Raw genomic sequence first — 25,604 nt, 5'->3', positions numbered from 1 at the left:
CGATGCATTATCTACCATTCCACCATCGATACCAACACTTAGCCTCTCCAAAATATTTTTATACCTGGTCTGGCCGCCTACTCCCATGGCTGGCGAGCATCACTGCAATCTTGTTAATCGTAGGACTTTATTGGGGATTAGTCGTCGCCCCGGCGGATTACCAACAAGGCGACAGCTATCGAATTATATTTATCCATGTCCCCAGCGCCTGGATGTCCTTGTTCATCTATGTCGTCATGGCTTCGGCAGGGGCTATTGCCCTAATCTGGCGGGTCAAAGTTGCAGAGGTCATTGGCAGTGCGAGCGCACCATTGGGCGCCTCTTTTACCTTATTGGCGTTAATCACGGGCTCGCTTTGGGGTAAACCCATGTGGGGAACCTGGTGGGTATGGGATGCGCGCCTAACCTCGGAGCTAATCCTGTTATTCCTGTATCTAGGTTACATGGCCTTACAATCGGCCATCGAAGATCCCAGGCAAGCTGCCCGGGCAGCCGCTATCCTTGCCCTAGTGGGCCTAGTCGACTTGCCGATTATTCACTATTCGGTAGAGTGGTGGAATACCTTGCATCAAGGCCCCACAGTCACTAAATTCGACGCTCCGTCTATTCACTGGAGCATGCTAGTTCCATTGCTCATTATGGCAACAGCCTTCACAACTTACTATATAACTTTGCTCCTACTCCGGGCCCGCTCGGAACTTCTGGAACGGGAGCGCAATAATGGTTGGGTCAAACAGGTGCTAGGTTCCTCTTAGCTTCTATTGTTTAAATCTTGCTAACGAACCAATGAATAATGAACTAGTGGACTTTTCTAGAGTCCATTCTTCGGGCAAGTTTTCCTTTTTTCAATCACTACCCTGAAATTTTTTCCTGAGTTATGAATACATTGCAGGAATTTTTCCATATGGGCGGATATGCCCTTTACGTGTGGACAGCCTACGGAATTGCCGCCGTCGTATTAGTGGGCAACATAATACATGCCCGGCTTCGGCAGCGCCGAATAACCCGTCAGCTACAGCGGGAGGATAAGCTATGACTGTGCGTCAAAGGCGGTTTGCGATGGTAATACTGGTGGTCATAGGGGTTTCCATTGCCACTGGACTAGGGCTAAAAGCCTTTCAAGAAAACATTCTCTTTTTTTACAATCCCACTCAAATCATGGCTGGAGAAGTGCCTACGGATACTAGCATTAGAGTCGGAGGAGTGGTGGTTAATGGCAGCGTAAAGCGAGAAAGCGGCAATCTAGATGTGCAATTTGACCTCACCGATATGGCGCAAACAATCACCGTGGTCTATAGCGGTCTCCTCCCTGATCTCTTTCGCGAAGGACAAGGGATCGTTGCCATGGGCAGGCTAGGACCTAACAAAGTGTTTGAAGCTAGCGAAGTATTAGCAAAACACGACGAAGAATATATGCCACCTGAGGTCGCCGACTCACTCGCCAAAACAAAAGCAAATACCGAGGATAAGCTATGACTCCAGAACTTGGACAACTCGCACTGATTTTAGCCCTCACTCTAGCCCTCTCCCAGGCAATATTGCCTCTTATTGGTGCCCAGCGTGGAATCATAGGCTGGATGAATGTAGCACGAACTGCCGCTTATGGTCAGTGTTTCTTTCTAATCATTGCCTTCACCTGCCTGGCCATCAGCTTTCTCAATAATGATTTTTCCGTGGCCTACGTAGCTAATAACTCTAATTCAGCGCTGCCACCAGCCTATCGGTTTGCCGCCATCTGGGGGTCCCATGAAGGATCGCTATTACTGTGGAGCTTAACTCTAGGCCTGTGGACAGTAGCCGTGGCCCTGTTTAGCCGTAGCATACCATTAGCCTATGTAGCCCGTGTATTAGCCGTCATGGGCATGGTTAATGTGGGCTTTTTGTTATTTATGCTCCTAACCTCTAATCCATTTTTACGTCTTTTCCCCGCCCCCCTGGACGGACAAGATCTCAATCCTTTATTGCAAGACCCCGGCCTAGTGATGCACCCTCCTATGCTTTATATGGGTTACGTAGGCTTTTCCGTCGCCTTTAGCTTTGCCATTGCAGCACTTATCGGCAAACGCCTAGATGCAGCCTGGGCGCGCTGGTCTAGACCCTGGACGGTAGTTGCTTGGTTATTTTTATCCATTGGGATTACCTTAGGGAGTTGGTGGGCCTACTACGAACTCGGTTGGGGCGGCTGGTGGTTCTGGGATCCGGTTGAAAATGCTTCCTTTATGCCGTGGCTTGTGGGTACCGCGCTGATTCATTCCCTTGCAGTAACTGAAAAACGGGATGCCTTCAAACGCTGGACAGTACTGCTGGCCATTTTTACTTTCTCCCTCAGTCTGCTCGGAACCTTTATAGTGCGTTCCGGGGTGCTCACCTCCGTGCATGCCTTTGCAACGGATCCTACGCGGGGTGTTTTTATCCTAATATTGCTGGGGCTCGCCGTAGGCGGATCACTCCTTCTCTATGCCGTGCGGGCGCCGCAGGTACGGGATACAGGCCGTTTTCACCTTCTCTCCCGCGAAGGGCTTCTATTGGCGAATAATGTCGTACTGATAGTCGCTGCGGGCAGCGTGTTGTTAGGTACTCTTTATCCATTGGTTCTGGAAGGATTAGGGTTAGGTAAAATCTCGGTTGGCCCACCTTATTTTGATACCGTATTTGTGCCTTTAATGGTTATCCTAGCCTTCTTGCTAGGAGCGGGCCCCCTATCACGCTGGAAACAGCAAAGCTTGGGGGAGCTTATTAAAAAACTAGGTTTTATCTTTGCCATTAGCTTAACGATTGGAATTCTAGTTCCTTATGTCGTTGATAAAGGTGATGTTTTCAGTGCGGCTGCCGGGCTGACCGTCGCTATTTGGATTGCCCTCACGACCCTGCTTGGTCTCTGGAATCGACTCCGGAACCGGGGGGGGATTGTGGCGGGAGCACGCTCCTTATCGCGGAGCTTTATAGGCATGTCTCTAGCCCATACCGGCTTTGCGGTCGCTATTGTCGGCGTCACCTTAACTACTATCTATGGACAGGACCGAGATGTGGGCATTACCGTGGGCGAGACAGCGGAATTAGGCGCCTATGAGTTTCGCCTAGATAAAGTTCATGAAGTTGATGGTCCTAACTATCGGGCCATTGAAGGAACTGTATCCGTTTTCAAAGACGAAGATTTGATCACAACTCTCCACCCTCAAAAACGCATCTACCTAGTACAAACTTCTCCCATGACGGAAGCAGGTATTGATGCAGGGCTATTCCGGGATTTATTCGTTGCCTTGGGAGAATCCCTTGGGAATAATGCTTGGAGTCTACGCATTCAATTTAAACCTTTTGTACGCTGGATCTGGCTGGGTGGATTATTGATGGCCCTAGGCGGCGCGGTTGCCGCCAGTGATCGGCGCTATCGGGTGAGCGCACAAAAAATGCGCTTTAAGCTTAAACCCTCCCAACCTGAGGCTACGGCTGAAATCTAATGTTGCGCTATACTATTCCCTTAATCGTTTTTACGGGCCTAGTCCTATTCTTTGCTGTTGGCTTACAACGGGATCCCCGACAAGTGCCATCGCCGTTTATCGGCAAACCGGCCCCGGAGCTGGGGGTTCCCCAGCTCAGAACGCCTGACAAGGAAATCTACCGCAGTGACCTCCTGGGTAAGCCAGCCCTGATCAATGTATGGGCCAGTTGGTGCGTTGCCTGCCGAGCGGAACATGAAGTTCTGATTCGGCTGGCGAGAGAAACCCAGTTGCCCATCATTGGTCTCAACTACAAAGACGAACGAGGGGCCGCATTACAATGGTTAGCCAACCTGGGCGATCCCTATACGGCCATTGCTGTCGATACGGACGGACAAGTGGGTATCGAATGGGGTGTTTATGGGGTTCCTGAATCCTTTCTTCTCGATCCCAAAGGCGTCATTCGTTATAAGCAAATTGGTCCCCTAACCTGGAAGGTTGTAGAAGACAAGCTGTTCCCTCTAATTCAGTCATTCGGGACTCAAGGGGGTTAAGATGATTCGGACACTACTGTTGATGGTTACCCTGGCGGGATCACAGGCAGTCTTTGCCGCTGATCCTGCTATTTTCAAATTTGATAACCCAAGCCAAGAAGCCAGATTCCAGCAATTAGCTGAAGAGCTGCGGTGTTTGGTCTGCCAAAACCAATCCCTCGCCGATTCCCATGCTGATCTAGCGGGCGATTTGCGGCGCGAAATTCATCAAAAGATGCAGCAGGGTGCCAGCAATGAAGAAATTGTTGATTTTCTGGTACAACGTTACGGGGATTTTGTCCTTTACCGCCCGCCAATGCGGCCTACCACCTATTTGCTTTGGTTTGGGCCTGTATTACTTTTATTGCTGGGATTTGGGGTATTCATCATTGTCATGCGAAGGCGCCACCAGGCCTTGACCCCTACCCTTTCTGAAGCGGAACATCGCCGTATGGCTAAACTACTGGAAGAAGAGGACTCATGACTTCCATGTCAATATTTTGGATAGCTGCAGGAATAATGGTGCTTCTTGCGCTCAGTTTTTTGCTCCCACCTTTATTACGTCGCCCTAATCAACAGGTTCTTGACGAAACTACGGCGGAGATCGCAGTTTACCGGGAACGACTACGGGAACTACGCGCAGAGCTTCGTAATAGTACTCTGAGCGAAGAACAATTTTCTCTGGCCCGACGTGAGCTAGAAGAAGCCATGGCCGCCGATCTTGCTACGGACACCACACCTCTTACTAAACTCAAATCAAAACGGCATTGGATCACTGCGCTCTTTCTGCTCTTATTCACGCCCTCACTGGCCTTCGTGGCCTACCAACAGCTTGGGGCGGGTGATCAAGTTGCACGTTTTTGGGCTATGGAAGAGGGATCTCAGCAAGAAATGGATACTATGCGTCATGCCATGGAGGGGCTTAAAGCACGGCTTGCAGAACACCCTGAAGATGTCAGAGGATGGCAATTGCTAGGCCGCACCTATTTGGCTACGAATGAATTTGCGAAAGCTTCCGAAGCATTAGGCCGAGCCTATACCTTGGATGACCAAAATCCTGATGTCATTTTGGACTATGCGGAAGCCCTTGCCGCGAGCCAAGGACGGCGTCTGCAGGGAGCGCCTTTGAAACTGGTACATCGTGCGCTTGAGCTTGCCCCCCAACATCCCAAAGCGTTGTGGCTAGCAGCGGTAAACGCGCTCCAAACGAACCAGGACGGAGAAGCAAAAACCTACCTTCAGCAGCTCGCTTCCCAGCTCCCACCAGGTAGCGAGGAAGAGCGTATGGTGCGCGCCCATTTGGCGCAATTAGCACCAGAAATGGCGACTAGTGGGGCAACAACAGACGCTCGCGCTACTACAGAAACGCGAGCTTCGGCAACCGCTACCAACACGAAGGAAGGAAATACTCCGGCTCCTAGCATCGAAGTGAAAGTAGCGCTTGATCCCGCCCTCCAGAGTGAGGTCTCTGAAAGTTCTACCGTCTTCGTTTTTGCCCGTGCAGCTAAAGGTCCTCCCATGCCCTTAGCAGCCGCCCGGCATCAAGTTAAGGATCTACCTATCACAGTAGTATTAAATGATTCCATGGCGATGATGCCGAGCATGAAGATGTCGAATTTTAGCGAGTTTCAAATTGGGGCTCGAGTTTCTTGGTCAGGTAATCCGGTGCCTCAAAGTGGTGATTTCGAAGGATTTGCCGAAGGTATTATTCCAGCTACCTCTTCCAAACCAGTATCGGTAGTTATTAACCAGCGTGTCCCCTAACTTTTATAATATAAAGAAGGGCGAATATCGCTAGCGATTCGCCCTTCTTTTTTAGCTAATGTTTACCGCCGGATACCGGATATATTAACTAATCATTTGGAGCAGGAATGGTTAACTTCATCCCTACCAATAATTGATCAGGGTTTTCCAATTGATCCTGATTAGCTTCATAAATTAAACGCCACTTACCCGCATCACCATAAACACGGTCAGCGATAACGGAAAGGGAATCACCTGACCGAACAGTGACCGTCTCTGGAAATGATCCTGCCGATTGGGGCTTACTGGGGGCTGGAGTTTCTTCAAATGACGGGGTTACCGCAGCAAAGCTTTCCTCTTCTGCTCCCTTTTTATTAGTTTCCCCTCTCTTTTGGGTTTCCTCTAATTGCCGCTCAGTCCCAGCCCCTCTAGGCTGACCGGTAGCCAGTTCAGTTTGCCTTCCACCCGCTTCTTCTGGCTGCTCTTCTTCAGGTATAGTAAATTCCTCGGTAGAAAATTGCTCTTCTTCCTCAGCAAAGGACTGGGGCTCCTCCGGCGCAGCCCCCATTGCAGTATTATCTTCAGCGGCTGATCCCTTTGCTTGCGGCTCTACCGTACTGGAGGAGGCGGAAGTTTCTTCTTCGCTGGGCTCATTCCCTACCCCTAATTCTTCTAAAATAGAAGCAAATTCATCTTCTTCCTCGCTGGGAGTTGAAGATGCAAACTCATCTTCGTCACTGGGAGCTGTAGAGGTAAATCCTTCTTCAGTGCCTCCTTGCTGGGAAGGCTCCATCTCGGTGGTACTTGACTCAGCTATTTGCGGGCTAGCAACTTCAGATTCTTTGCTTACCACGGCTTCTTCTTCGCCTTTACCATTGAGATACATCCATACCGCGCCTCCCGCCAACACGACGATCAGCAAAAGCACGATGATGACAGACCAAATCTGCCCACGATTTTTAGAACGCCCATATTCGGGCCGTTCAGAACCTGACCGCCTGTAGGCGGACCGTACGTAGTTAGAATCGCCACGTTTAAAATCAGCCATAGCTCTTGCTCCTATATTTATATTAGCTACTCTTGACAATGGTTAGAAAGGCTATATCCAATACGCCGTTCGGGTCATCACTTTCGATGTGGCCCCCATCAAGGCCTTAATGGAAGAAGGTAACTCCACTCCACCGGCTTCTAAAGCCACTGTAGCATGCCGAGCTTCATCCTCTTTCATTTGCTCTAAGATAGCCCGACTTGGGGTATCTTGAGCGGAAATACGATCTAAATGTCGTTCTAGGTGTTTAACGACTTGACGTTCCGTCTCGGCCACAAAGCCTAGACTCCACTTGTCTCCCGCCATCCCCGCCAAGGCGCCGATGACAAAAGAGCCCCCATACCAAAAGAGGCCAAAGTAACTGGTATGGGCCCCAAGCTCTTGTACTCGCTGCTGGCACCAAACGAGATGTTCGTTCTCCTCCCTAGCGGCATTCTCCATAGCTTTTCGAATCTCGGTAAGGCGCGCAGTTAATGCCTGTCCTTGATACAAAGCTTGGGCAGCCACTTCCCCCGCATGATTGACCCGCATCAAGCACCCTGAAAGCCTCCGTTCTTTCTCACTCAATGCTCCTTCTGCAATACCAGAGGCAGGACTAGCCCTTTCGGTTGCCCGAGGTTGTCCGAAAACCGTACGTAAAGCACTATCAAAATTAATGATGGCATGGTCAAGCTGCGACAATCTTCTCCCTTCCATTCCCTACTCCATTACTGCTTTATCAATTAACCTAAGAATAGTCTCGCTTAACCTTAGGTAACAAGAAGTTCTTAATCACTTCCCCATACAAAAATAAAAAACCCAAGTATATATTATTACTAAAAACTAAGTTGCCGAGCTAATAATTGCACAGGATGCAAGGTTTCAATGGGAAGGGCCGCCTCTTTTATCCCCGCCACCAAGTACAGCGCACACCCGATATTGGAGGACACCAAAATATCAGGTTGAATTTGCTGTAAGGCGTTTATTTTCTCGGCACGTAGACATTGAGCGAATTCCGGCTGGGTTAGCATATAGCTTCCAGCAGCGCCACAGCATTGTCCATTGCTCGGGAGCGGTAAAATATCAGCCTCTGGTATTCGGCGCAATAAGGCATATACTGCCTCGTGCTGGCACAAAACATGGCGCAAGCTGCAAGGGTCCTGTACCGCAATCCGTTTTGCTAGAGGCTTCAGCGTTACACTTGTCGGCCAAGCCTTTTGAAGTAAAAATTGGTTAATATCCCAAAGTTTACCAGCAAAACCACAAGCGGCGACAGTCTCCGCTCCCATCTCTTGCAACCACTGGGGATAGTCTAGCAAACTCGTTGTGCAACCGCTGGCAACGCAGAGAATCGCTTCAACATCCCCAGTAGTAGCAAACGCTTTAACGTTTTCAACCGCTAGCGCCGAGGCCCGTTCCGGCTCGCCATCGTGTCTCGCCAAAGCACCGCAGCAAACCTGCTTCCTGGGAATATGGACCCCATAACCTATCTGGTTTAGCAGTTGCACCGCTGCCATTAATGAGGGTTGATCCACCACATCAGTAACGCAACCCGTAAATAAAGCAACTTGACCCCGCTCCTCGCCCTGAGCAGGGAAAAAAGGCCGCCAACTTTGCCGAGGAGGCAATTCAGGCAGCAAAGCCTCTAGCGAAGCCCATCCTAAAGCTTCTAACAACCCACTGCGCCGAGCTAATCCCACCACCCCCATGCGCTGAGCTAGTCTCATTACTCCTCCAAGGCCACGAAGCAGGGTCGGGCGAGGAATTAGCCACTGGTGAAGGAGATGTTTTTTAATCCGCTGCCCACGAGACTGCTGGCCTCGAACTTGAGCACGAACGGTATCAATTAAACGCCCATAGGGAACATCAGAAGGACAGACTGACTCGCAGGCACGGCAAGTTAGGCAGCGTTCCAAATGGCCTAATAAGGGCGGAGTAGGCGTTAGCTGATTCTGTGCTAATGCCCTAATAAGAGAAATCCGGCCCCGGGGAGATTCACTTTCATCACCGGTCAGACGGTAAGTAGGGCAATGGGGCAAACACAATCCACATCTGACACAGCGATCCGTCCCTTTTTCCATAAACGCTATTCCTTGTGCTTTATAGGATGAACAGGAATCCTGCCCGGGCTGAGACATAATTTTATACAGGCGATTTGAGAAAAGATAGGAAAGATAGGCTAGTAATTAAAATTATAGCAGACTCAAGAATAGCTCCCGGCACGGTAAATACCGCCTTATCCAGCTTAATTCTCACTGCCGATAAAAGGAACACACTTAACGGGGGGTAATCGCCAGATTTCTATTTGGCCTTCCGATCCCTTATTTCATCTGCATCTAGATTCGTTCGGATACGGCGATGACCACTATAACATCGAAAGGGATATGTTCTTTCCATCAATAATAACCGTTGTAGGCGCTTTGCCGCTTGCTGACCTAAGCCCAATATTTTTTAATCCCTCTCTACCGAAGGCACCGCGGCAAGAAGCATTTTAGTATAAGAATGCTGGGGTTGCTGGAGCACTTGGGCTACCGTACCTTCTTCCACAATGCGGCCTAAATGCATCACCGCTATCCGATGGGCCAAATATTCAACTACCGCCAGATTATGGGTAATAAATAAATAGGACAGACCCAACTCATGCTGAACTTCGCGCAGCAAATTCAAAATTTGGGCCTGGACGGAAACATCCAAAGCACTGGTCGGTTCATCGCAAACAATAAGCTTGGGCTTAACTGCTAAAGCACGAGCGATACAGATCCGTTGCCGCTGCCCGCCAGAAAATTCGTGGGGGTAACGATCCCGAGCTTCAGCCGGCAACCCTACCCACTGCAATAATTCAGCAACCCGCTCTTGCCGGGCCTCGGCACTTCCCCCCACTCGCTGAACAATCATGCCTTCTTCTACGATATCAGCAACCGTCATGCGCGGATTCATGGAAGCAAAGGGATCTTGGAAGATAACCTGGAAATCAGCCCGCCGCTGGCGCAGAGCGCGTCCCTTAAGCCTAGTCAATTCTTCACCGTTAAGTCGCACACTACCAGCAGTCACCGGCAACAACTGCAAGATCCCTTTACCCGTGGTGGTCTTGCCGCAACCCGATTCCCCCACTAAAGCCAACGTTTCAGCACGACGAATTTCCAGGGAAACGCCATCAACCGCTTTGATATGGCCGCTCATCCGCCGTAATATTCCCTTGCGAATGGGAAAATACACTTTCAGATCTTTTACCTTGAGCAGCACTTGACCCGCAGGTTGTGCCGCTGGCAAAGGCGATCGGGCATAATTACTCTGGCTCTCTGAAGGCCGACTCGGAGCAATCTCCGGATCATAAAGATGGCAACGAACATGATGGCCCGATTCAGCCAACATCCACTTAGGCGCCTGTATTCGGCAAGCTTCCCAGGCAAAGTCACAACGATCAACAAAACGGCAAGCCTTAAAAAGCTGGGTGAGAGGAGGAACGCTTCCCTGGATAACATTCAAACGCTGATCCCGCTTGCCATGGGTAGGAAGTGCTTCAAAGAGCTTGCGGGAATATGGATGAAGCGGGTCAGTGAAAAAACGCTCCCGGCTGGCCTGTTCCACTAAGTGCCCCGCGTACATTACTCCGATCCGATCAGCCATCTGGGACACGACTCCTAGATCGTGTGTAATCAAAAGAATAGAGAGACCCCGTTCCCTTTGCAATCCTTTGAGCAGTTCTAAAATTTGGGTTTGGATAGTTACATCCAAGGCGGTCGTAGGCTCATCCGCAATCAGCAGCTCGGGCTCTCCAGCTAGGGCCATAGCAATCATCACCCGCTGCCTCATTCCTCCCGAAAATTGGTGGGGATAATCATCGATGCGCTGCCTGGGATGGGGAATACCCACCGCTTCTAAAAGCTCTAAAACTCGTTGACGGAGAGAGGAGCGCCGCAGGCCAAGATGGACACGTAAACTCTCGCCGATTTGATCTCCTACGGTAAAAACGGGGTTCAGGGAGGTTTGGGGCTCTTGGAAGATCATCGCAATCTTTCGACCTCGTAACTTGCGCATAGCCCTTTCTGGCAGCTCTAGCAGATTACGATTACCCAGGACTATTCTTTGTGCGGTTATATGGCCTGGAGGAACAGCTATCAGCCTCATTACCGAAAGTGCCGTCATGGATTTACCACAGCCAGATTCTCCCAGCAGCACAAAAGTCTCGCCTGGATTAATTTCAAAATCCACTCCATCGACGGCCCGCACCGTCCCCGCTGAGGTTTCAAACCAAGTTTTAAGCCCTTCGACTCGCAGCAGGGATTCAGTCAAAGGTACACTCCTTACTCCCTCCCACGGGCGGGCATCCATTACCGCTTCCAGCCGCTTCCGCAACCACCACCAAGTGGCTTGCCGTAGTTCGGCAAACAATTCTTTGGCCGTGGGAAGATACGGCAGATCGTCCAAATGCTTCCGCCTTATTCAAGAACGCAGCAATAAATAAATTAATGACTATAAAACCCATACTAGGAATAGAGCAAACCAATACGCTGATCACGAGACACATTTCGGGAATAACGGAGATTAACGAAGAAATAATCAAATACCCCCTAGCCATTGCCGAAATGGCAATGGCTAGGAAGCGCGGCCACGTAAAATTTGAAAGCCGCTTCAACAATAAAAACGGTAATAATATTCTAATTTATCTAATTTCAGATAATGACCATATTTGCTCTCCAGGCTCAGAACAATTTTCGGCCCCAAAATTACCTTCCGGCAACGTTGTTTTAGCGTGAGGGCAGGTCACTAGCCCATTCGCGGATCCAATGCCTCCTGTACCACATCAGAAAACAGATTGGCGGCGAGAACTAGGATAAACATAAACAGGAAAGCCGCTGTTAAAGACCACCATACCATTGGTTCCCGGGCCATCTCCAAGCGGGCGCTGTTGATCATATTGCCCCAACTCATAGTGGAAGGATCAACCCCTACCCCCACATAGGATAATACCGCCTCAGCAAGCACAAGCCCGCTGAAATCCAGCACTACCGATATCAACACAATATGCATCACATTAGGCAAAATATGGTGGAGCAAAATTTTACTCCGGCTGACTCCAAAGGCTTGGGCCGCCAAAACATAGTCGGCTTCTCGAAGCTTAAGGGTCTCCCCCCGCAGGATTCGGCATAGTCCAGTCCAACTGGTCATTCCAAGAATAAGGCAGAGAAAAAGAAGACGCAGATCAGCCCGCTCGGCTACAGTCCCAAACTGCTCCGGATGATTACCAATATAGACTTCCAGCATGAGGATCGCCGCTGCGATCAGCAATACCCCGGGAATAGAATTAAGGGTAGTATATATATATTGAATAATATCATCTATCCAGCCCCGAAAATAACCTGCAACGATTCCCAGCACCAGCGCAAAGGGGAGCATCACCAAGGTAGTCAATGTACCAATCACAAGCCCAGTACGAATACTCTTCAAACTCTGATAAAAAACATCTTGGCCAACTTTATTGGTTCCCAAAATATGGTAGTCCTGGCTTAAGGCAGCAGCCATAAAGGCGAATACCAACATAATCCCAACTGTGGTCAAAGCAACCCGCCACGGGGCACTCGGGCTACCCCGCAGTACCCACCCTAGATAAACGGAATAACTTACACCCCGCCGTTTCGCTAACCAGGCCAACCCCAAGAGGGTGAAAAACAACCAGCAAAGGATGCCTTTCCCGACGGCTAGGGATACTGTCCGGGCTATATCACGCCAACGTTCTGCCGGATCGGCTAAATGGGCACCTCCATATTTTAATCGAGGATAAGCTCGCAGCTGCTCTCCATCTGGCAGCGTTACTAACGCTTTCGTATAAAGATGAGTAGCAAAGGGAGCCGAATAGGTGGTCTCCATCCGTTCTCGCAAATGAGAAACCCACAGATCTAACAGGCTGAGTGCCTCGGAAGAATATTGAACCGAAGTAGTTGCCTGCAGAGTCGGGGGAAGTGCTAAAGCCTGGCGTAAATGAATCGAATCCAAAAGTCCTATTAAAGCATAGGCGAGAAGAATTACCGAGGCAATTTGGCCCCGACGGCTACGCAAAACATGTTTCCAGGCCGCGCGCAGATATTTGCGTCGGCGAATCACAACTATGGCGACTGCCAGCATGGCTAGTAGCAGGTAGATGAGAATATCGGTCCAGAGAAAAACGGGCTGAAAAGACATTATTTCAGTTAAGACGTACTCGCGGATCTACTAGAGTATAGGAGATATCAGTTAGAATCAGACCCAGGATATAGAGTACTGAACCCAAAAATACCATGGCGCGCACAATGGCAAAATCTTGGGCCTGGATGGCATCAATGGTATAACTACCAAGACCGGGGATACCAAAAAAAGACTCCAAAATAAGGCTACCTAAAAATAGAGTAGGTAAAATCACCACGGCTCCCGTCAAAATAGGAATCAAAGCATTTTTTAGTATGTGCTTAAACAGTACCTTAAGCTCGGATAAACCCTTAGCACGGGCTGTACGGACATAATCCTTACCCACCTCTTCCAAAAATAAGGTCCGATACCACCGGGCGCCAGCCCCAATACCTGAGATAATCCCAATAATGATAGGCAAAATAATGAATTTGAAAGCATCCAATCCACCCACGTAGCCAGAAACAGGAACCAAATGCATCAGCTTACCGACCAAGTACTGACCCATAATTACATAAAACAGTGTAGAGATAGACATTAAGGCTACACAAAGCACCACCCCTCCTAAATCCAAATAGGTGCCACGAAAAAAAACCATTAATAACGCAAAAGTAGTATTTACTAGCAGGCCCCCTATAAAAATAGGTACTGCAATAGCTAAACTAGGCCACATACGGGTTCGGAGATCATGGCCAATATCTCGCCCATCATCAGCATGGCCGAACTGGAAGAGGAATAAAGAAATAGATTTAGTAAAAAAGATGGTTTCAGTAAATTTATCCCCTTCCTTCCCATCGCTGTTCCAGAATAAGGGCTTATCATAGCCTCGCTCCTGCTTCCAGGCATCTATGGCTTCCTGAGTAACGCGCTTAGTACCCAGATGCATTCGGGCCATATCATCCGGGCTATTGATCCCAAAAAATAAAGCAAAAGTCAGAATATTGACTCCCGCCAGGATTGGAATAGCATAGAGGATACGGCGAACAATATAAGCCAACATAAAGGCTAAGCGATCCTATCCTTGGCTACCGTAAGATAGGTTAAGCATGGAAGAAAAATCTGGCTGCTCATAAAAATTCCGCTACTTATCCTCACCGTAACAACTCCATAGTGACTGCATTCTCACATACCCCATCCCGTTCGAATATACTGATGTTTTGCAACGTAGTTTGCGCAATACTAGCCAACGCCTCCTCGGTAAAAAATCCCTGATGGCCGGTAATCAACACATTAGGGAAAGTAAGCAGACGCCCAAAAATATCATCCTGTATCACACGTTCGGACAGATCTTGAAAAAACAGATCCCCCTCCTGCTCATACACATCGATTCCTAGAGCGCCTATTTTTGCGGATTTTAGTCCTTCAATCACCGCCCGCGTATCGACGACGGCGCCACGGCTAGTATTAATAAGCATAACCCCCTGCTTCATGCAGGCTATTGCGGTAGTGCCGATTAAGTAGTGCGTGTCTGGGGTCAATGGACAGTGCAGCGTAATAATATCGCTAACAGCACAAAGCCGTTCCAGGGAAACATATTCCACACCTAAATTGAGGCACTCAGCGTTCTGCTGCGGATCATGGGCTATTAAGCGGCAGCCAAAGCCGTGTAATATTCCGGCAACAGCAGAACCAATATGCCCGGTACCAACAATACCAACAGTCTTGCCGCGCAATTCAAAGCCGAGTAACCCCTGTAAGGCAAAATTGCCATTGCGCACCCGATTATAAGCACGATGCAAGTGCCGGTTGAGTGCCAATATCAGCGCCACACTATGCTCCGCTACCGAATGGGGCGAATAGGCTGGAACCCTTACTACATACAGTCCCAAATCGTTTGCTGTCAGAATATCCACATTATTGAAACCTGCACAACGTAGTGCGATTAAGCGAGTACCGTGCCCCGCGAGAGTATTGAGCACGGCAGCATTCAATCGGTCATTCACAAATACACATACGGCGGGAAACCCCCTTACCATTTGCTGAGTTTCCTCACATAAGGATGTTTCAAAAAACACTAATTCATGGCCGATATCACGGTTGGCTGCTAACAAAAATTGGCGATCATAGGGCTGGGCACTACAGACAGCTATTTTCATAACCTTTCACGTTCCGGAAGTATCTAATTTCAATCAAGGAGAGGTTTGGCTACAATCTTCTCTACCAAAGCTATATACTCTATATCTTGTCGGCAACAGCCTCTTTATATCTGAAGTATCATGGCTTAATAAACGCCGTATCAACATTCACGATGAGAATCGGGCGCGAAAGAGATATTGATTTTCCTCGTCTTAATGGAGGACAGAGACTCCAATGAAACTGCAAGAATTCAAAAAGTTACTAAGTGCCAGCCAGCCTCCCCAGGACTTCCCCTTACCCCTTCAGGCATTATGGTACGAGGCTAAAGGGGATTGGCATCACGCTCACCACCTTGCCCAATCAGCCGGAGATAAAGCCGGGGCTTGGGTGCATGCCTATCTGCATCGAAAGGAAGGAGACCTTTCAAACGCCGCCTATTGGTATTCCCGCGCTGGCCAAACTCCACCCCAATCGCCTTTGGCAACAGAATGGGAAGACATCACTCAAGCATTACTACAACAACATACCTAAAGAAATATCGATGAAAACATTATCTCTGACAGCTTGGTTTTGGCTGATCCTAACAGGGTATCTAGCGATGGCAGGAGGAGCCAGCCCCGCCTTTGCCGAGGAAACCCATATCATGATTCGGGCGCGCGCTGTAGATGCTAAATTCATTGGCAGCGGCGTAGGCGGCATGCGAGCTGTGGTAGAAGACCCCGAGACGGGAGTTATTCTCGATGAAGGCCAGATCCGAGGGAGCACTGGCGACACTACTTTACTCATGAAAACCCCTCTTGAACGTAGCCAGCAAATAGCCACGGAAGCTACTGCGGGCTACCTAGCTACCGTGAATATTGAGCGGCCCCGCTTGCTCCGTTTCCGAATATGGGGTCCCTCGGGTGCTCGCCAATCCCAGCAAGAAGCCGCGGTAACTTCTTGGGTGATTCCTGGTAGAGATATTGTTGGCGATGGCATTATTATCAATCTACCTGGCTTTATTGTAGATGCTTGGACTCATGTATCAGAAGATAATCAGGTCCACATCTATGCAAAGATCACGATGATGTGCGGCTGTCCCATCATGAAGGATGGCTTATGGCCACCGGATAAGCTGGAAGTCAAAGCCATTCTCATGCAAAATAGCGAAAAATTGAGAGAGATAACACTCCCCTTTACTGGTACTGCCAATCTTTTTCAAGGTAAGACCGCAATTAAGGAACCTGGAATTTATGAAATGATAGTCTACGCTTACGACAAAGTTACAGGAAATACAGGGGTGAACCAAACAATGGTACGAATAGCCTCTGAATGAATCTTCGCCCATCTGAGGAGCAAGAATATCAACATCACTTGCGCCCCTTGGAGGGTTACTTGCCTTATTTTTCTAAGCCAGCAGTTTTTTATTCAGTGGAATCGTGCTAACTTCCCTGCTCAGGCACATGGAAAATACGCATGCTGTAAGGTGCAACCTGAATCGGCTGATGTCTTGCCAAAGAATCAGTTGGGTAGAAAGGCGTTATTTCCTGTATAGCCTCTACCTCCACGCCCATCGCTTCCCCTAAGTCGTCAAGATCAAAGTCATGGCTGTGTTCGGTATCCGTGTTAATCAAGCCTGCCACTTTTTCAGCTGAGTACTCCGATTGACGCAACAACCCCACTAGGGGATGATCGGGTGAAGTGAAACGTCTTTGGGGACCTTCTTCGTTCAGAACAGGCGTATTTGCCTTCATGGCATTAACCGCGCTAATAAAAGAAGTGAGATCGAACTCCGGCTCCTCCCAATCTTTCGGCCGGGTTTCCACTACATGCAGCTTACGCCGAAAACCGTATTCATAGCCTATGGGCAACATAACCCCCGCCGAAAAGAAAGCGGTGAACAGATACCAGAGGCGGGAATATCGCTCCTCTCCCCCCCATTCAGCTACTAGCCGCTCCGTATCATGGCTTTCCGGAAAAGCAATGGAAGGGGCGATATGGCGAAATTGCTCGTATTGCTCCAATAGCCAATCGGCATGAAAATCCCACCACTTGGCACTATTAAAAAAATAATCAAAGCCTGCGGAATGGAGTTGTTCAACTTGATGGAGGGGCGCTCCCAAGGTTTCGGCAAAAAAACGGATTTCCGGGTTGAGTTCCCGGGCGGTCTCAATCAGATCCGCCCACACTTCTCCCGGCACCTTATAGGCGGCATCGCAGCGAAAACCATGAAAGCCCAGTTGGATGTAATGCTGGAGTAGTTTTTTCCAATAAGCTAAGAGCTCTTCCCGGGCCGGTCTCTGCCGGTAATCAATCTCAGCCAGATCCTCCCATACCGTAACGTTTTGTGGATCATCGGGCGCTATCACAAAAGGAGAATGCACAGAACCGTCTTCTTCATGAAGATACCATTCCGGGTGTTGGGAAACCAAGGGTGAATCTTTAGCGGTATGATTAATGACTAAATCCATCATGACCGCCAACCCTCGATTCTCCGCCTGGCGGACAAATTCCCTCAGCAATTGCTCCGCTGACTCCTGGGACTCCCCTTGAAATAGAGGATGCAGTTGATAGTAATCCTTAATAGAATACAAACTACCTGAGAATCCAGGGGCATGGAAAGGGTTTAAAAATACCCAATTAAACTGCATGGCAGCAATCTCGGGAAGGCGCTGCTCCCAATCGGGTATCGATCCCACTAACAAGGGGAAAAGATTATAGATACGCGGACCTTCATCAGGTATTTTATTTCCCACAGCTCACCTCGCTAGCTACTTGTTTCAAGCATTTCTAAAAAATTTTCTGTCCTAGGCGAGGGTAAGAGGAGTTTTTAGGCTAACTCCAGCCTAAAAACTCCATCGCGAGGTAAATCGTAGGATGAAAGAATAAGGCTATGAAACTGTAGCAAAAATAATATGGCGGAGAGAGAGGGATTCGAACCCTCGATGGAGCTACTAACCCCATACTCCCTTAGCAGGGGAGCGCCTTCAGCCACTCGGCCATCTCTCCGAGAAAAATTCATTTTAAATATAATCGATAGTCATTCGCTGCCTCCGGAGATAGCAGGTGCAGCTCGGAACGCTTCTTCCGTAAGCTCTGACTCGCTGACTTGACCCCTACCGTTAGCCTGCTCCTTTTCACGCTGAATGCGTGCGTAAATCTCTTCCCTATGAACCGTGACTTCCTTAGGTGCTGTCACCCCAATTCGTACCTGATTACCTTTTACGCCTAGCACCGTCACGGTGACCTGATCTCCAATCATCAAGGCTTCGCCGACGCGTCGAGTCAAAATCAACATAGCTCCTTCTCCTCTTCTCAAAAATGGCCTCGCTACAAGCAGACCATGGTCTCGCAGCCTCCATATAACAGGAATTCAGGTTAACACCCACTTTTAGACTGGGATATCATACCTGTACCCTGTTCTGTTTCGTGGCACGTCCCTACCTGCGGCAAGCACTATTATTATATTTTTACCGAATTGTAATATATAGCATTCTATTTGGATAGCTTCCAAGCTCCAAATTAATTTAATCCATGATATCCATCTTACCGAACTTCCTCTTAAAGAGAGGAGGATATTCTACTCGGCGCCTTTTCTAATTCAAATGCCGAGTGTAAAGCTCGTACTCCGAGTTCCAAATATTTCTCCTCTATAACCACCGAAATTTTGATCTCCGAAGTAGAAATGGTCTGAATATTAATTCCTTCTTGTGCTAGCGTATGAAACATCGTGCTAGCAATACCCGCATGGGAACGCATACCAACACCAACTACTGAGATTTTCGCGATTTTATCATCTCCCCGGACCTCACGTGCGCCTAAAGTCGACGCGGATTCGCGTAAAATCTCAAGGGCTTTCAGGTAATCATTCCGATGTACGGTAAAAGTAAAATCCGTTGTGCCATCTCTACCCACATTTTGAATAATCATATCCACCCCAATATTAGCATCGGCGACAGGGCCAAGAATATGATGGGCAACACCGGGTTTATCAGGTACGCCTAGTATAGTTAGCTTAGCTTCATCAATATTAAAGGCAATTCCAGAAATTAGCGGCTCTTCCATTCCCTCTACCTCAGATGTAATCAGAGTACCCTCCCCTTTTTCAAATGATGACAACACTCTTAAGGGCACGTGATGCTTGCTAGCAAACTCGACCGCCCGAATCTGTAGAACCTTGGCGCCAAGACTAGCTAGCTCAAGCATTTCTTCATAGGTCAGGCGAGCTAACCGCCGAGCTTCTGGAACCACGCGCGGGTCAGTCGTGTAAACACCATCAACATCCGTATAAATTTGGCACTCACCCGCCCCGAGCGCCGCAGTCAGCGCCACAGCGGTCGTATCGGAACCACCTCGCCCCAAAGTGGTAATATTCCCTTTCTCGTCTGCCCCTTGAAAGCCAGCAACAACCACAATTCGCCCTTGTCTCAAGTCATTATGGATACGCTTGGCGTCAATCTCTTGAATACGGGCCTTATTATGGGCGCTGTCCGTACGGATATGCACCTGAGATCCGGTGTAAGAGCGAGCTGGAATCCCGCGTTTCTCGATAGCAATACTCAGTAAAGCGATGGTCACTTGCTCACCCGTAGAAAGCAGGACATCTAATTCCCGGGGATTAGGCCGGGAATGGATTTCATGAGCCAACGCCAACAGGCGGTTAGTCTCACCGCTCATGGCTGATACCACGGCTACAAGGCTATCGCCCTTCCGTTGAAACGCCACCAGTTTATCCGCAATCGCCTCAATACGTTCGAGGGTCCCCACGGAGGTCCCGCCAAATTTTTGAACAATTAATGCCATAGAGTAAGCAAACTATTGCGCTCCGGAAGTTAACTGTCCCTCTACCCACTTCGGGACTAAACCAAGGGCAGCATCTAAATTGTCCGGATGCCTGCCCCCTGCTTGGGCCATATCCGGACGACCTCCGCCCCGGCCACCTACTTGTTCAGCGACAAAATTGACTAAATCTCCCGCCTTAATCCGATCAGTGGCATTTTTAGTTACCCCAGCAATCAAAACTACTTTACCTTCCGCCACAGTGCCTAGTACAACGGCAGCAATGGTAAGTTTGCCTTTGAGCTGATCAACCGTGGCGCGCAAGGTTTTACTGTCAACCCCATCAATCCGGGCCGCCAAAACTTTGATGCCCCGAACTTCTTGTGCCTGAGCGCTTAAATCCGCCCCTCCCGCGGTGGCTAATTTCGCTTTCAGCCTCTGTAGTTCCTTCTCCTGCTGGCGGTTCTGTTGCTGCAGCTGCTCCAGCTTGTCAACTGCTGAATCCCGGGAGGCCTTAAGCCGACCCATAAGGGCTTCCAAGCATACTTCGCTCTCTTCTACCCAGGATAGCGCTGCTTCTCCCGTAACCGCCTCAATACGACGGATTCCTGCGGCAACACCCATTTCGTTAATGATCTTAAAAAGTCCAATATCACCGGTCCGATCCACATGGGTACCACCACACAGCTCCATCGAGAAGTCTCCCATGCGCAAAACCCGAACTTGCTCGCCGTATTTCTCGCCAAACAACGCCACAACACCCGCATCTAGGGCCTGTTGCAAAGGCATAAGCTGTGTTTCTACGGGCAAGTTGGCCCTAATCTTGGCATTTATCAGATGCTCGATTTGGCGCAATTGTCCAGATTGCACGGCTTCAAGATGGGAGAAATCAAAGCGTAGGCGGTCGGAAGCCACCAGAGAGCCTTTTTGAGCCACACTCTCTCCTAGCACTTCCCGCAGGGCCGCATGGAGAAGATGAGTTGCCGAATGGTTGAGCCGGGTAGGAGTCCGGTATTGCCGATTCACCTCGGATTGAATTGAATCGCCAATCCGAAGTTGGCCTAAGCGGACCTCTCCCAGATGAACATGGGCAGCGCCTTGCTTGCGAGTATCCGTCACATTAAACAATCCACTGGAGCCGTGCAGGGTTCCCCGATCCCCCACTTGCCCGCCTGCCTCCGCATAAAATGGGGTCTGGTCCAGCACCACCATACCACTTTCGCCAGCGTTGAGTTGTTCCACGGCCTCCATAGTCTCAGCCAGGCAGAATAGCGCGACAACCTGGCCCTTGGCACAGAGTTGTTCATAGCCGATAAATTCGGTCTCCAAATTTATTTGTAATTCTTCAGCGCTATACTCCTCACTGAAACGGCTGGCGGCCCGGGCTCGCTCCCGTTGTCTAGCCATGGCTTGCTCAAACCCCTTCATATCCAGGGAAAGTTTCCGTTCCCGGGCAATGTCGGCAGTTAAATCCACCGGAAAACCAAAAGTATCGTAGAGCCGAAATATTGTTTCTCCAGGAATCACGCCATCTGATAAATGAATAATATCCTGCTCTAAAATCTTAAGCCCTTGCTCCAGGGTTTCATTAAAACGCTCCTCTTCCAGTTTCAGCACCCGCTCTACTTGGCTTTGAAGCCGAACCAATTCGGGATAAGCCTCTCCCATTTCCTGGACCAGCGGCTGCGCTAGATGGTAGAAAAAAGGATCGCGCAAGCCCAACACGTGCCCATGGCGGATGGCCCGCCGGATAATGCGGCGCAAAACATATCCCCGCCCCTCGTTAGCGGGCTGGACACCATCCACGATTAAAAAAGCGCAAGATCGAATATGATCGGCAATTACCCGCAAGGAAGTTTGTTCTTGGTTTTGAACGCCAGGAAGGGCGGTAATAGCGGCGATAAGATGACGGAACAAATCGATATCGTAGTTATTATGCACTCCCTGCATCACCGCCGCCAGCCGCTCCAGGCCCATCCCTGTATCCACCGAAGGACGAGGTAAGGGAGAAAGCCGGCCCTCCTTATCCCGGTCATACTGCATAAAAACCAAATTCCAAATCTCGGTGTACCGGTCCCCCTCCTGCTCCGAGCTGCCAGGGGGCCCGCCGGCAATTTCCGGCCCATGGTCATAAAAAATTTCAGAACACGGGCCACAGGGTCCCGTCTCTCCCATGGACCAGAAATTGTCCTCGGCGCCACAGCGGGAGAAACGCTCCGGGCTTACCCCGATTCCCCGCAACCAAATATTGGCGGCCTCATCATCCTCTTTGAACACCGTTACCCACAGCCGTTCAGGCGGTAGTTTAAGCACTTCAGTCAACAATTCCCAGGCATAACCGATAGCTTCGCGCTTAAAATAATCACCAAAACTAAAATTACCCAGCATTTCAAAAAAAGTATGGTGGCGGGCGGTATAACCTACATTTTCTAAATCGTTATGCTTGCCCCCGGCACGGACGCAACGCTGGGAACTTGCCGCACGATCATAAGTGCGGGCTTCCCTGCCCAGAAAAACCTCCTTGAATTGCACCATGCCCGCATTAGTGAACAGCAAGGTGGGATCGTTAGCAGGAACTAAGGGGCTACTCGGAACAATCTCATGGCCCTGGCGGCGAAAATAATCAAGGAATATTGTTCGGAGTTCGGCGCTGCTTTTCATGATTGATTGCTTAATATTAGGCGACTCAGCCATCCCTTTCGCTTAAGGCATGATTAATTTGTTCCTGGGTAAACCCCCGGTATTGCAGAAAACGGATCTGCCTGGCCCGCTCTTTGGGGCTACTAGGAAGCGCCTGCCCAAAGCGCTTATTGCGGACTGTCATCGCCTGACTGTGCCAGTTTTTTCTCTCCTGGGCTAAGCTCTCGGCAATCAGCGCCACACCAATGCCTCGTTGCTTAAGCTCGGCTGCGATACGGCGGGGGCCAAAACCACGTTCTACCCGGGACCGGAAATAACTCTCGGTAAAACGCTCATCGCTTTGTAAGTTATTCTGGCAAAGATCCGCCAGCGCCCCCTCAATCACCCAAGATGGATAGCCTCGAGTGGTAAGCTTACGTTGCAATTCCCAGCGGGAATATTCCCGTCGTGCTAACATCCCCAGCAGCAAATTTCTAGCCTCTGCTACGATTCCATCGCCCATGGGAAAAGTCAGGTTCCCACCTCTTCGACTTCCTCTAGTGCTGCCTTGCCCGGCAATAGCTTCTCCCGAATATGGGCTTCGATCTCTTGGGCAATATCCCGGTGCTCCTTGAGAAACTGACGCACATTATCCCGGCCCTGACCAATCCGTTCACCCTTATAACTGTACCAAGCGCCTGCCTTTTCGATAAGCCCTTCCCGGACCCCTAAATCAATAATTTCTCCCTCCCGGGAAACGCCCGATCCATAAAGAATATCGAAGGAAACTTGTTTAAAAGGCGGTGCCATTTTGTTTTTAACCACTTTTACCCGAGTCTCGTTACCAACGATTTCATCCCCCTTTTTAAGGGCCCCTACTCGTCGAATATCCAACCGTACAGAAGCATAAAATTTAAGCGCATTACCACCCGTAGTCGTCTCTGGACTCCCAAACATCACCCCAATTTTCATCCGGATTTGATTAATAAAGATCACCAGAGTATTGGAGCGCTTAATATTGGCGGTAAGCTTGCGCAGGGCCTGGGACATGAGTCTGGCTTGCAAGCCCACATGGGAGTCCCCCATTTCCCCCTCAATCTCTGCTTTCGGGGTCAGCGCGGCCACCGAGTCTATGACCACCACATCCACTGCCCCTGAACGCACCAACATATCAGCAATTTCCAGGGCTTGTTCTCCGGTATCCGGCTGGGAGACGAGAAGATCCTCAACATTCACGCCCAATCGCTCGGCGTACTGGGGATCAAGGGCGTGTTCAGCGTCCACAAAAGCCGCCGTTCCCCCCAACGCCTGGGCTTCCGCTGCTACTTGCAGGGCTAACGTTGTCTTGCCCGACGCCTCCGGGCCAAAGATTTCGACCACGCGACCCCGCGGCAATCCTCCTACCCCAAGTGCGATATCGAGCCCTAAAGACCCCGTCGAGATTACCTCGACCTCGCGTACAATGCTCGCATCCCCAAGACGCATCACGGCGCCTTTGCCAAACTGCTTCTCAATCTGAGAGAGGGCAGCTCCTAGCGCCTTTTTCCGGTTCTCGTCCATTGCTTAACCTCTGTTTGTTCGCGGCGTATAGCCCTTCGCCTCAAATTTTAAGCATTATCCCATAGTCTGGCTAAGGCTTCCTAGCCTGTCAGCATCACCCTTGCTTTAGGGGGCTAACGGCCAGGTACGCAATACTTGATACTCTACCCCCCTAGGATAGGTCACCGATTGCATCAAATAAAAGTATTCAACCGGGCAAACAAGGGGCGCTACCTCACGGGCCGGAAAGTACCCCGCAACCTTACGAGCCAAGGTCATGTGGGCCCGATAAGGCCGAGCTTCGGGCTGATAACCGCACGCCGCCAACCCCTGGTTTAATTGCTGCGCTAGTTCTAGCAACGGTTTCGGTGTCTCCTGAGGAGCAAGCCAAACCACCCGTGGCCGGGGCCAATGCCCTATCTGTTCCAACCGCAAGGTAAATGCCGGGCCGTCAATCGTATCAGCCACCGCTTCGGCGCAGGCTCGCTGCTGTTCCGTCATACTCCCCAAGAAAACCAAAGTCAAGTGCAGATTCTCGGGGCGGACGCGCTTGCCTTGCTTCCCCAGCATCCGCCGGGCAAGTCGGGCCGCCTGTTCCCGAACCCCGACTTCCGGCCAGAGGGCAAAAAATAAACGCTGGGTTTCAGGCAGTGGGCTGCTCCAGGACATCGAGTAGTCCCTGCAAAGCCCGTTTTACCGATTTTTTCCGCACCGACTCCCGATCCCCCGCAAAGCACTCCCGCGCAGTCCATTCCCCCCCTGTCTTTAGCGCCCAAGCAAACCAGACTGTTCCCACGGGCTTCTCTGGAGAGCCTCCTGCCGGTCCGGCAATTCCACTTACGGCCACGCTGATGCCAGCGCGACTATGGAGCAAGGCGCCCTTTGCCATTTCCTTGACGGTAGCCTCGCTTACCGCCCCTAAGCAAGCCAATGTTTCACTGCTGACGCCAAGCATCTCCTGCTTGGCTTCATTGCTATAGGTTACAAATCCCCGCTCAAACCAATGGGAACTCCCTTTAATATCGGTAATGGCGGTCGCCACCCACCCGCCAGTGCAAGACTCAGCGGTTACCACCCTCAAGCCGTGAGCCTGGAGGACCTCGCCAAGCTGCTGCGCCAATAATTTTAGTTTCATTGCAAAGAATAATTAAAAACCCATGTGCTGACACCCTTCAGACTCGATGTTGCCCACCGATAGCTGAAAAGGGTGGTATCAGTACTTTATTCATGACCTGTCCAGAATTTATCTATCCCGAAGAGCTACGCTTTCCAACGAGGAGAAATATAATGGCTGAATTTAAATCTGCTGTGAATAGCCCCATCAATAATGAGCAAGGCTTTTTTGAAAAACTAGCAAACGGGGACTTTGGACTGGCCAAAACGTATTGGATATACGGGGTATTGGTTGGCATGGTTGTTAACCTCTTGTCCAATTTTATCTCCTCCATTGGGGGGTTAGTTATTTTCATTATCGCATATACGACCTATGAGATTCCCGTGCTCATGGGAATCTGGAAAGCAGCAAATAAATATAAAGGCCCGCGATTTTGGGCTGTATTGGCAAAAACTGCCGTAGTGCTAGGAGTAATCATGCTGGTTGCAGGATTGCTTGCAATTATCGGTTCGCTAGCCTAAAGCCTAGCACGCGTTCAAATCATTCGCCGCGCTCCCCCGTACGCCCAGCTTAACTTAAGCATTAACTCAACGATC

26 protein-coding genes and 1 tRNA gene are annotated in these 25,604 nt (G+C 49.9%); 11 read left to right on the top strand and 16 right to left on the bottom strand.

Annotated elements, in window-relative coordinates; all coding sequences use genetic code 11:
• Positions 1–2: 2 nt before the first annotated feature.
• The 7 genes from NWAT_RS04005 to ccmI all read left to right on the top strand — a co-directional run bounded on the left by NWAT_RS04005 (position 3) and on the right by ccmI (position 5,734).
• The gene (locus tag NWAT_RS04005; RefSeq protein WP_013219871.1) at positions 3–755 is read left to right on the top strand and encodes a heme ABC transporter permease; all 753 of its coding nucleotides are present in this window, start codon (positions 3–5) and stop codon (positions 753–755) included.
• 122 nt (positions 756–877) lie between these two features.
• Positions 878–1,036: a heme exporter protein CcmD gene (gene ccmD / locus NWAT_RS04000; RefSeq protein ID WP_002810698.1), complete on the top strand. Its 159-nt coding sequence runs from the start codon at positions 878–880 to the stop codon at positions 1,034–1,036.
• Positions 1,033–1,476 carry a cytochrome c maturation protein CcmE gene (ccmE, locus tag NWAT_RS03995; protein WP_013219869.1) on the top strand — a complete coding sequence of 148 codons (444 nt, stop codon included), beginning with the start codon at positions 1,033–1,035 and terminating at the stop codon, positions 1,474–1,476. The genes ccmD and ccmE overlap by 4 nt, the downstream gene beginning before the upstream one ends.
• Positions 1,473–3,458 (top strand): heme lyase CcmF/NrfE family subunit, encoded by a 1,986-nt coding sequence (locus NWAT_RS03990; protein WP_013219868.1) that lies wholly within the window; start codon positions 1,473–1,475, stop codon positions 3,456–3,458. The genes ccmE and NWAT_RS03990 overlap by 4 nt, the downstream gene beginning before the upstream one ends.
• Positions 3,458–3,991 (top strand): DsbE family thiol:disulfide interchange protein, encoded by a 534-nt coding sequence (locus NWAT_RS03985; protein WP_013219867.1) that lies wholly within the window; start codon positions 3,458–3,460, stop codon positions 3,989–3,991. The genes NWAT_RS03990 and NWAT_RS03985 overlap by 1 nt, the downstream gene beginning before the upstream one ends.
• 1 nt (position 3,992) lies before the next feature.
• Positions 3,993–4,454, top strand: a complete 462-nt coding sequence (locus NWAT_RS03980; protein ID WP_013219866.1) for a cytochrome c-type biogenesis protein — start codon at positions 3,993–3,995, stop codon at positions 4,452–4,454.
• A complete protein-coding gene (gene ccmI, locus NWAT_RS03975) occupies positions 4,451–5,734 on the top strand; it encodes a c-type cytochrome biogenesis protein CcmI (RefSeq protein ID WP_041350449.1) in 1,284 nt (427 codons plus the stop codon). Before NWAT_RS03980 ends, ccmI begins: the two co-directional genes overlap by 4 nt.
• An 88-nt stretch (positions 5,735–5,822) precedes the next feature.
• On the opposite strand, the gene NWAT_RS03970 is transcribed toward ccmI, so the two are convergent.
• The 4 genes from NWAT_RS03970 to NWAT_RS03955 all read right to left on the bottom strand — a co-directional run bounded on the left by NWAT_RS03970 (position 5,823) and on the right by NWAT_RS03955 (position 11,072).
• Complete coding sequence (locus tag NWAT_RS03970; protein ID WP_013219864.1) at positions 5,823–6,761, bottom strand: LysM peptidoglycan-binding domain-containing protein; 939 nt, start codon at positions 6,759–6,761, stop codon at positions 5,823–5,825.
• A 51-nt stretch (positions 6,762–6,812) separates the two neighbouring features.
• Positions 6,813–7,457: a 2-polyprenyl-3-methyl-6-methoxy-1,4-benzoquinone monooxygenase gene (coq7, locus tag NWAT_RS03965; RefSeq protein WP_013219863.1), complete on the bottom strand. Its 645-nt coding sequence runs from the start codon at positions 7,455–7,457 to the stop codon at positions 6,813–6,815.
• A gap of 119 nt (positions 7,458–7,576) precedes the next feature.
• Positions 7,577–8,821 carry a (Fe-S)-binding protein gene (locus NWAT_RS03960; protein ID WP_013219862.1) on the bottom strand — a complete coding sequence of 415 codons (1,245 nt, stop codon included), beginning with the start codon at positions 8,819–8,821 and terminating at the stop codon, positions 7,577–7,579.
• Between the two features lie 370 nt (positions 8,822–9,191).
• The gene (locus NWAT_RS03955) at positions 9,192–11,072 is read right to left on the bottom strand and encodes an ABC transporter ATP-binding protein (protein ID WP_041350868.1); all 1,881 of its coding nucleotides are present in this window, start codon (positions 11,070–11,072) and stop codon (positions 9,192–9,194) included.
• A 137-nt stretch (positions 11,073–11,209) separates the two neighbouring features.
• Between NWAT_RS03955 and NWAT_RS03950 the strand changes: the two genes are divergently transcribed.
• A complete protein-coding gene (locus NWAT_RS03950) occupies positions 11,210–11,497 on the top strand; it encodes a hypothetical protein (protein WP_013219860.1) in 288 nt (95 codons plus the stop codon).
• 10 nt (positions 11,498–11,507) lie between these two features.
• On the opposite strand, the gene NWAT_RS03945 is transcribed toward NWAT_RS03950, so the two are convergent.
• The 3 genes from NWAT_RS03945 to NWAT_RS03935 all read right to left on the bottom strand — a co-directional run bounded on the left by NWAT_RS03945 (position 11,508) and on the right by NWAT_RS03935 (position 14,998).
• Positions 11,508–12,920, bottom strand: a complete 1,413-nt coding sequence (locus NWAT_RS03945; protein ID WP_013219859.1) for an ABC transporter permease — start codon at positions 12,918–12,920, stop codon at positions 11,508–11,510.
• Between the two features lie 4 nt (positions 12,921–12,924).
• Positions 12,925–13,902, bottom strand: coding sequence for an ABC transporter permease (locus NWAT_RS03940; RefSeq protein WP_013219858.1), 978 nt, complete (start codon positions 13,900–13,902; stop codon positions 12,925–12,927).
• Between the two features lie 91 nt (positions 13,903–13,993).
• A complete protein-coding gene (locus NWAT_RS03935) occupies positions 13,994–14,998 on the bottom strand; it encodes a 2-hydroxyacid dehydrogenase (RefSeq protein WP_013219857.1) in 1,005 nt (334 codons plus the stop codon).
• Positions 14,999–15,212: 214 nt separating this feature from the next.
• Here NWAT_RS03935 and NWAT_RS03930 point away from each other — a divergent pair, with 214 nt between their 5' ends.
• Positions 15,213–15,509 carry a hypothetical protein gene (locus tag NWAT_RS03930; RefSeq protein ID WP_013219856.1) on the top strand — a complete coding sequence of 99 codons (297 nt, stop codon included), beginning with the start codon at positions 15,213–15,215 and terminating at the stop codon, positions 15,507–15,509.
• A 10-nt stretch (positions 15,510–15,519) separates the two neighbouring features.
• Positions 15,520–16,293 (top strand): hypothetical protein, encoded by a 774-nt coding sequence (locus NWAT_RS03925; RefSeq protein ID WP_013219855.1) that lies wholly within the window; start codon positions 15,520–15,522, stop codon positions 16,291–16,293.
• A 106-nt stretch (positions 16,294–16,399) separates the two neighbouring features.
• On the opposite strand, the gene NWAT_RS03920 is transcribed toward NWAT_RS03925, so the two are convergent.
• From NWAT_RS03920 to pncC, 9 genes are all read right to left on the bottom strand, one after another.
• Positions 16,400–17,713, bottom strand: a complete 1,314-nt coding sequence (locus tag NWAT_RS03920; RefSeq protein ID WP_013219854.1) for an alpha-amylase family glycosyl hydrolase — start codon at positions 17,711–17,713, stop codon at positions 16,400–16,402.
• Positions 17,714–17,873: 160 nt separating this feature from the next.
• Positions 17,874–17,966, bottom strand: a tRNA-Ser gene (locus NWAT_RS03915).
• Between the two features lie 31 nt (positions 17,967–17,997).
• Positions 17,998–18,255 carry a carbon storage regulator CsrA gene (csrA, locus tag NWAT_RS03910; protein ID WP_013219853.1) on the bottom strand — a complete coding sequence of 86 codons (258 nt, stop codon included), beginning with the start codon at positions 18,253–18,255 and terminating at the stop codon, positions 17,998–18,000.
• 263 nt (positions 18,256–18,518) lie between these two features.
• Positions 18,519–19,760 carry an aspartate kinase gene (locus NWAT_RS03905; RefSeq protein ID WP_013219852.1) on the bottom strand — a complete coding sequence of 414 codons (1,242 nt, stop codon included), beginning with the start codon at positions 19,758–19,760 and terminating at the stop codon, positions 18,519–18,521.
• Positions 19,761–19,772: 12 nt separating this feature from the next.
• A complete protein-coding gene (gene alaS, locus NWAT_RS03900; protein WP_013219851.1) occupies positions 19,773–22,397 on the bottom strand; it encodes an alanine--tRNA ligase in 2,625 nt (874 codons plus the stop codon).
• Between the two features lie 25 nt (positions 22,398–22,422).
• Positions 22,423–22,878, bottom strand: coding sequence for a regulatory protein RecX (locus NWAT_RS03895; protein ID WP_013219850.1), 456 nt, complete (start codon positions 22,876–22,878; stop codon positions 22,423–22,425).
• Between the two features lie 8 nt (positions 22,879–22,886).
• Positions 22,887–23,915: a recombinase RecA gene (gene recA, locus NWAT_RS03890; RefSeq protein WP_013219849.1), complete on the bottom strand. Its 1,029-nt coding sequence runs from the start codon at positions 23,913–23,915 to the stop codon at positions 22,887–22,889.
• 105 nt (positions 23,916–24,020) lie between these two features.
• Entirely contained in the window at positions 24,021–24,563 is a 543-nt protein-coding gene (thpR, locus tag NWAT_RS03885) for an RNA 2',3'-cyclic phosphodiesterase (RefSeq protein ID WP_013219848.1), read from the bottom strand.
• Positions 24,538–25,029, bottom strand: a complete 492-nt coding sequence (gene pncC, locus NWAT_RS03880; RefSeq protein ID WP_013219847.1) for a nicotinamide-nucleotide amidase — start codon at positions 25,027–25,029, stop codon at positions 24,538–24,540. Before pncC ends, thpR begins: the two co-directional genes overlap by 26 nt.
• A gap of 152 nt (positions 25,030–25,181) precedes the next feature.
• On the opposite strand from pncC, the gene NWAT_RS03875 reads away from it, so the two are divergent.
• Positions 25,182–25,529, top strand: a complete 348-nt coding sequence (locus NWAT_RS03875; RefSeq protein WP_013219846.1) for a hypothetical protein — start codon at positions 25,182–25,184, stop codon at positions 25,527–25,529.
• The last annotated feature ends 75 nt before the right edge of the window (positions 25,530–25,604 follow it).

Source organism: Nitrosococcus watsonii C-113 (assembly GCF_000143085.1).
Classification (GTDB): domain Bacteria; phylum Pseudomonadota; class Gammaproteobacteria; order Nitrosococcales; family Nitrosococcaceae; genus Nitrosococcus; species Nitrosococcus watsonii.
This window is presented reverse-complemented; position numbering and strand designations above follow the sequence as displayed.